General features: G+C 41.9%; 5 protein-coding genes. 1 reads left to right on the forward strand and 4 read right to left on the reverse strand.

The features are described 5' to 3' along the window. Positions 1–803: 803 nt before the first annotated feature. The 4 genes from BB427_RS01235 to BB427_RS01250 all read right to left on the reverse strand — a co-directional run bounded on the left by BB427_RS01235 (position 804) and on the right by BB427_RS01250 (position 6854). Positions 804–1490 carry a porin gene (locus tag BB427_RS01235; protein ID WP_069018704.1) on the reverse strand — a complete coding sequence of 229 codons (687 nt, stop codon included), beginning with the start codon at positions 1488–1490 and terminating at the stop codon, positions 804–806. 246 nt (positions 1491–1736) lie between these two features. After that, positions 1737–2432 (reverse strand): hypothetical protein, encoded by a 696-nt coding sequence (locus BB427_RS01240; protein WP_254663558.1) that lies wholly within the window; start codon positions 2430–2432, stop codon positions 1737–1739. A gap of 160 nt (positions 2433–2592) precedes the next feature. Further along, positions 2593–3576: a response regulator gene (locus BB427_RS01245; RefSeq protein WP_069018706.1), complete on the reverse strand. Its 984-nt coding sequence runs from the start codon at positions 3574–3576 to the stop codon at positions 2593–2595. Next, positions 3576–6854, reverse strand: a complete 3279-nt coding sequence (locus BB427_RS01250) for an MHYT domain-containing protein (RefSeq protein ID WP_069018707.1) — start codon at positions 6852–6854, stop codon at positions 3576–3578. The genes BB427_RS01245 and BB427_RS01250 overlap by 1 nt, the downstream gene beginning before the upstream one ends. A 439-nt stretch (positions 6855–7293) precedes the next feature. On the opposite strand from BB427_RS01250, the gene BB427_RS01255 reads away from it, so the two are divergent. Next, positions 7294–7926 (forward strand): hypothetical protein, encoded by a 633-nt coding sequence (locus BB427_RS01255; RefSeq protein WP_069018708.1) that lies wholly within the window; start codon positions 7294–7296, stop codon positions 7924–7926. Positions 7927–7928: the final 2 nt, after the last annotated feature.

The raw sequence follows: 7928 nt of genomic DNA on the forward strand, positions 1-7928 counted from the left end.
CTTATACTTTTCAAGCAAAGAAACCGAGCATAAAGGTTACTCGGCTTTAGTTCTTATACAGATCTCAGGTTATATAGGTACCTTGTAGGTAAAATTGGTCGAAGGATTTTTTTGCGCTCAGCGCAAGCCCTGTTGGTTTTATTTCGCTCAGCTCTTTGATTGAGATTTTCCCATAACCTATCTCAACGTAATCTTTTGATTGCGCGAAGCAATTTGAGCTTACCAAAACTACTGAAAGGCAAGCAGCTAACTTAACTGTAGAATTCATGATCATCTCCTTATCTATCTACATAGTAAAGATCGGAGCATAACAAGGTTTTGTTGCACGTTTAAGTGTTTCTAGAATAAAAACACTTTTAATATTAATTTATGTGATTAACGCAATACAATTATGCCAATTCGCTTAAATAAGTGATCTATCTTGAGGCGAAAAAATCTTGTCGATAACACTGCTACCGCATCCTGCTATCGCCAAGGTACCTACACCCATGTAGGCAAGGCAACAATTTTGCTATTTAGCCGCTCTATATAAGAAACTTTTAACGCCGTTAGCGCCTGATTTACTCCTTTAAATTGAGCAAGTGTTAAGACTAATTGGTATTACATGCTGGGTGCGATGCTAAAAGCTTAATTTGGCAGGAAAATTCGAAGAGATGAACACGAATGTCAGAGAAATAATAGCTTGGTGTTAGCAGGTATAGTAGCAAAAGTTTGGATTAGAACATGCATTTTGTTTTAGATACGATTTCTACTGAAAGAAACCGCATCTTACCTAGGGACTGTCGATCCTAGTAACCGTGATATCAGAAACTATATCTTAGGTTTACACCAAAGTTATCATATTCGTCTGCATTTCTGTAGCTAACATTAGCCGAGATGCTGTCGGTAAATTGGTAACTAAGCTTGGCTAAGTATACAAAGTTAGTTTCGCTTTCATCATCTTGAATACGTTCAAGACCAAGACCAACACGTGCATTCAGAGCTCCGAATGAATGCTCGTAGGCCGCTTCAATATGGTAATGATCGCTCGTGTCACTCTCTTTATCAGAGAAGCTTTCTTGATAACTGTAGCCATCGTTATAAGCAATATCTGCGATGCCTGAGTAATCCACTTCTAATTTGTATCTAGAATAACCACCATATACATCGACAAAGCCAGCATCTGTTACATCAAACTGATGACCAACTAAAAGGGTAAGATAGTTTAAATCTGTCTCAACTTTAACCGTTGTTTCTATATTTGCGTAATAATCGCTTTCGATTAAAGTACCTTTAAAATCATCACTTAATGCAGCATAAGTACCTTGAAGATAAAAGCCTTCAAATGCCTTGTTTACCGTAACTGCGATACCCGCAGGCTTGAATTCATCAACGCCATCAAGCGTGATTTTTCCATAACCTAGTTCAACGAAGTCTGTTGAGTTTGCTAGGCTGGTTGTTGATGCAAATAATGCAGATACTAATGCCACTTGCTTTAAAATTGAATTCACGATCCACTCCATCATTCTCGTATTTAATTCGTGGCGCATACTACGGCAATTACATATAAATACAACTAGAACCCAAAATAAATACAAAATATCTTTGTAACAAAGTTTGTTACTATTAATCAATGCGTTAACTTGTTCGGGTTCACTCAGTGTCGTAAACCAAGCGGAAGAAAATTAGCTAGGCGCTTTGGAAGTGGATGTTATGCCGTTCACAATAAGATTAACGACATGACAAAGGCATTGTCGTCAGAAGCTATACCTCAAATTCAGACTGAGAGTATTGTAGACCTCAGCATTTCTATAGCTCACGTTTGCGGAAATATTATTGGTAAAACGATATCCAACCTCAGCCAGATACACTAAATTATTCTCACTTACATCATCCTGGATCCGCTCAAAGCCAACACCCACCCTAAAATTAAGGTCTACATGTGTATAATCATAAGCAGCTTCTAAATGATAATGATCACTTGACTCATTTTCCCCTTGATCAAGAAATAATATAAGCTCTTTATTGGTGTAACCATCATGGTACGTCGTATTGACTAAGCCTGAATAAGCTACCTCCAATCTATGCCTAGAATAACCGCCATAAATATCAATAAGGCTATGATCATTCAAATCAAACTGCTTACCGGCCAATAGGGTATAAGTTCTAGAGTCAACATCGAAATTTAAAGTGGCTAATACGTCTTCTTCTACACCATAAACTAATCCGGTAACCGCGACGTCATCAGCCATAAGAGCAGAAGAACCTTCTAGGTAAAGCCCACCAAACTCTATATTTGCTGTAATGACAAAGCCTTTAGGCTCAATCTCACTGACGTTATCGAACGCTAACCGACCAAACCCAAGCTCCATAAAATTTGTTGAACTGGCGATGCTAGGCAGTGAAGCTAACATGGCGGTAAGACTTATTGCCATCGTTGAAACTGAATTCACAATCGTATCCTTGTTGATAGTTCCATGGTTAGAACCCAATATAGATACGAATTATTCGCATGGCAAATGCTTTACAATATAAGCCGCCTAAAAATACCTTACTACTCTCTCTATGCTCAGAAGAATTAATCTTCAATTAGCCAGCGAAGATAAACTCCCCTCAGTCATATTGCGCTTTAATCTTTAGGATTTCTGGTAGGTTTTCATCGAGTAATTCAACTAATTTTGGGTCAAAGTGCTTACCACTTTCAGAATGAATGAAGGCCAATGCTTTTTCAATAGGCCAAGCCTCTTTGTATGGGCGCTTTGAAGTAAGTGCATCAAACACGTCCGCAAGCGCACAGATCCGTCCTTCAAGTGAGATTCCTTCCCCTTTTAATCCTTTTGGATAACCGCTTCCATCAAATTTCTCGTGGTGCTCCATTGCCATTAAATATGCAAGCTTGACGAGTTTTGAATCAGAGTCCGCGAGTATACTTGCACCCAGCTCAGCATGTTGTTTCATCACCTCATACTCTTCGGCATCTAAGCGTCCGGGTTTCAGCAAAATGCTGTCGGCAATTCCGACCTTGCCAATATCGTGCATCGGGGCGGCGAGCATCAAATCTTCAGCATACGCTTCCGGTAAACCACAAGCTTTAGCAAGCACAAAGCAGTAGCGGCTCATTCTTGCAATATGTTGGCCTGTTTCATTGTCTTTGTATTCCGCCGCCTGACCGAGCCGTTGCATCAGTTCAACGTATGCACTTTTAAGCTCAGTGGCACTGACTAAAGACAAGTGCGTCTTCACTCGGGCTCTAGTTATTGCAGGGCTGATAGGCTTTGTGATGTAATCAACACCACCTAACTCAAAACCTCGAGCTTCGTCAAACTCTTCACTCAAGGCGGTCACAAAAATCACAGGGATCCTCGCCGTAGTAGGGTCTTCTTTTAATTTAGAGCAGACTTCAAAGCCTGTCATTTCCGGCATCATAACATCGAGTAAAATTAAGTTAGGTAGTTCCTTATCAACTAACTCCAACGCCAATTTTCCTGACTTTGCAAACTTCATACGATATTGATTGCCCAGCGTTTGCTTTAGAATTTGCAAATTTGTCGCTTCATCGTCAACGGCTAGGATCAGAGGCTTATGTTCATTTATCATTACACATCAGTACTCATTAATTGTGCGAGAATTTCCTCCGCACGTTCAAATTCAAAATCATCCAATGCATGTTTCAACGCCTCTACCTGGCTTCGGTAAGTGAGGGGGGCACTCTCTAGCAAAGCGTCGAGCACATCATCCTCGACTTGTGCCTCATCTATCATCTCTTTTACTTGTGGCAAGTTTTGCTTAAACAAAAAAACGTCGCCTTCACTCAACGCGTTGGTCACGACTTCTTCATCACTTAGCCCAACCACGTCGTCTAGTTTTTCAATAATGAGCGCCATTTTGGCTCTCAAGCGCTCGTCAATTTCCTTTTTACGCTCGATTTGCTCGAGCAGACCAAATAGCGTCTCCAAAGCCAAGTTTCCAGCAACGCCTTTGATAGTATGAATACTCTGTAGTACATCATTCGTAAACTGACCTTCATGCGCAAAGAGCGCTATCACTTCTTCTCTTTTACCTTCCCAAAAACGCGCTAACTCTTTTAAAAACCGAGCTTCACTGCCCCACAAATTTATTGCTCTAGCTCTATTTATAAGCTGTTTGTTGCTGGTTTGTCTTACTCCAATCGCCGTATGAGCAATATTGATATTGAGCGTCTCAGCAATGGTGCGAGTTAAATCTTCTATCACCACTGGTTTTGAGGCAAATGCGGCCATACCAGCAGCTTTTGCAGCGGCTCTATCCTCACCCAACACACTCGCGGTGAGTGCGATTACCGGTGTCTCTTGTTGCCTATTTTCTCGTTCATATGCTTTGATAGCGCGCGTCGCCTCAAGTCCATCACAACCCGGCATATGAATATCCATTAGAATAAGATCGTATTGTTGCGCTTTTGCTTTTTCGATGGCCTCAAGTCCATCTCCTGCGACCTCTATACTATGACCTTGCTTTTCAAGTAATAAGCTCAACAATTCAGTATTTTGTTGAATATCATCAGCAACCAATATATTTAACGGGGGAAGCTCGACATGAACATCTTGCGCTATTGTGAATGCCGCGATTTTCTTAAGAGGCACGGTAAAGTAGAAAGTAGACCCTTTTCCAAGCTCACTATGAGCCCATATTTTTCCACCCATTAACTCGACTAGCTGGCGGCTAATGGTCGTCCCAAGGCCTGTGCCACCAAAGCGGCGACTCATGCTCTCATCAGCCTGCTCAAAGGGGTTGAAAATAGAATCTAGTCTATCGTTGGCAATCCCTATACCTGTGTCTGCAATTTTAAACAGTACATAATCGTCATGGGATGACTCAACACTAAGCTCTACACTGCCCTGTGCAGTAAACTTAATGGCATTACCCAATAAATTAACCAGTACCTGCCGTAACCGGTCTGAAGCACCATGATAAGTTTGATGCAAACTGTGACTCATCGTGAGCTCTAGTTTCAAGCCCTTTTTCTTTGCTTGATACCAAAACGTCGATACCACGTTGTCGAGTAGCTCAGAAATACAGAAATCATTTTCAATCAGGTCGAGCTTGCCTTGGTCCAGCTTAGCGGAGTCTAAAATATCATTAAGTAAATGCAGCAGCGCCTTTGCACTGGTAAGTATCGTATTTACATGCTTACTTTGATCAGGCTTCAGTTCAGACTCTCTCAGTACTTCACTAAATCCTAAAATAGCGTTCATCGGCGTGCGAATTTCATGACTCATGTTCGCTAAAAACGCTTGCTTGGAAGCCGCTGCGCTTTCAGCGATGCTTTTCGCGGCGCGTAGTTCGTCTTCCATGTTCTTGCGCTCGCTAATATCAAGTAATACGCCCGCAATACCCTCAACTTTACCCGCTTGATCGTATTCAAATGAACCTTTATCCAGCACCCACTTGGTATGGCCTGACTTGTGTAATATTCGATATTCCTGCGAGTAACTTGCTTTGCCGCATTGTAGTGCTTGTTCAACCACATCGTGCGTTAAGCTTTTATCGTCTTCAATAATCAAGCTGGCAAAATGAACTTGCCCAGAAATAAACTCTTCTGCTCGATAGCCTGTAAGCTGCTCGACAATGGGACTTACGAACGACATTGTCCATTCGCTATCAATCCGGCAGCGAAACGCCACGCCAGGCATATTATTTAATAGTGTTCGATAACGCGTTTCCTGCTCAATCAGCGCTTTTTCCATTTGCTTTTGGGCTGTTAAGTCAGTGATAAAGCCCACATAAAACGCACTTTGGTCTTTTAGCTCAACCTCTCCTATTCCCAATCGGATAGGCACCAAATGCCCTTGCTTGTGTAGCGCCTTGATGTCACGGCCAGTCCCTTTAAATTGTTCAAGGTAAGCGCTGTTGAATGATACTTTCGTTTGCGCTTCTTTAGGTAAAAACACCGCAACATTGCGACCAAGCGTTTCTCGCTCAGACCATCCTAAAATTCGTTCAACTAACGGGTTACAGCTCTTAATAATACCGTCACTATTGATAGTGATGATCCCGTCAACGGCTGTTTCTAGGATCGCCGCAAGCCTAGATTCATTAGCGGCTTTGTCTGCAGCCACCGAACGGTACTTGCTCGCGGTATGAATAAGCGCAGATAAAGCACTAATGATCATACTGACAGCTGCAATAAACAATGCGAGTGACTGTGTGTGCTGATCTTGCATTTCTTGGCTAATTATTGGTGAGTCAGATACAAATTTTGCCGCCTGCATGCCCGTGTAATGCATTCCCGACACCGACGCCCCAAGCGCCAAAGCACCTAAACACCTCACGATACTAATATTGTTGTCGCTGACATAATCGCGCAGCTTACTTCTCGTTTGAATTGCAATGAAAGCGAGTGACACTGCAACGATAATTGATAAGCCAAAAAGTGTAGGATCATAGCCCAACATAGGGCCAAGCTGCATGGCTTCCATACCGCTATAGTGCATGGTGCCAATACCGGCCCCCAAAATGACAGCAGCAAGCCCCTTAACTGCAAGTGTGGCATTTGGTCGAGTTATCAAATCAAACGAAACCCAACAGCCTAAGAAAGCGGGGAAGATAGACGCCGCAGTAAGCCAAGGATCATAATCCACTTCTACACAGAGTGAAAACGCTAACATGCCAATGAAGTGCATACTCCAAATGCCACCAGCCATGGCCACAGCACCGCCAAATTTTGCGAGTCGATTTATACGACTATTTTGATTTTGCTCAGCAAAGTCGATCTGGATAAGCGTAAAAAATGAGGCAATAACAGCCACCAGTACAGATAACGCCACAAGCGTAGCATCATAAGTTCCGTTGAGTAGCAACTCTGGTGCGGGATCGGTTACAAAAAACGTATTTAACATAGCAACACAGATAGTAAGATATTCTTAGAGTCTAGCTTTCTAGGACTGAGTTTGACAGAAAAAAGCGCTGTCAAAACAAGATTTCAGGATAAATTCATGTCCTCACTTACAATTTCAGCCCAAAGTAAAACACCTGTACCCACATTGATAATAAATACCAATTATTTTTAGTTCAGCAGAAACCAGAATTATCTTAAAGCACTAAGCTAGCCCAACTTTTTTATAGCGGCAACGCCCCATTCTAACGCTCAATTTACAGACAGAAAGTAACAAAAAATTGCAATAATCACACCAAATAAAAACATACCTGTTGGAATATTTAATTATTTGTTAACCAACACTTGAAAAACAACTTCACTCAGTACAATATAAAAAAATAAAATACATCAAAGTCAAATAGTTAGTTTAATAAACCTGTAATATTAATGGAGTTACTTCAATGAGCGATAATATTGAAAATGTTAACAATGAAAGTGCAACGTATGGCATTGGTAAAACCAAAAAAGATGACCCCCAAGTCTATTACTTTACAAAACCAAACTTTCAGGGCAAAGAGGAACATTCAGGCGGGGGCCCTGGAGTCGTCATCCACTTTAGTACTAATTCTGTTTCTGGGGATACGACATTTCTTGGTCACTTTGGTTCTATGATAGTAACCCGAGGGCAATGTGAAACCTCAACAGCCGCAGGCAGTACTTTCGTAGGAGCACCTTCTCAGACATTGAGCTACTACAACGCCAACGAGGGGGTAAATAACCAAGGTTGCTTTGCGAACTTGTCCTCACATGACAAAGACAAAGTTCGAGCCTTGAGAGTACAGCGGGGCGATATTGTTCGTCCAACCTCAACCCCCTACCTTGTGCTGCGAGAATACGGTGGCCACAGCGAGTCAAAAGCTCTAGTACTCACTAAAGACACGCCATCCATTACCGCGTTTACTAAAGTTGAGTTACTTTTTGCCATCGGAAGCTCTACAGGTAAATGGTATTTATACGACCAAGAAAACTATCAAGGCAATGTAAAATGTGTAAGTGTTGACGGTGGCAAGACGCAGGGCGGGATCGAACTTTAAAT

The sequence above is a fragment of the Pseudoalteromonas sp. BMB genome (genome assembly GCF_001709235.1).
In the GTDB taxonomy this organism is placed as follows: Bacteria; Pseudomonadota; Gammaproteobacteria; order Enterobacterales; family Alteromonadaceae; genus Pseudoalteromonas; species Pseudoalteromonas maricaloris.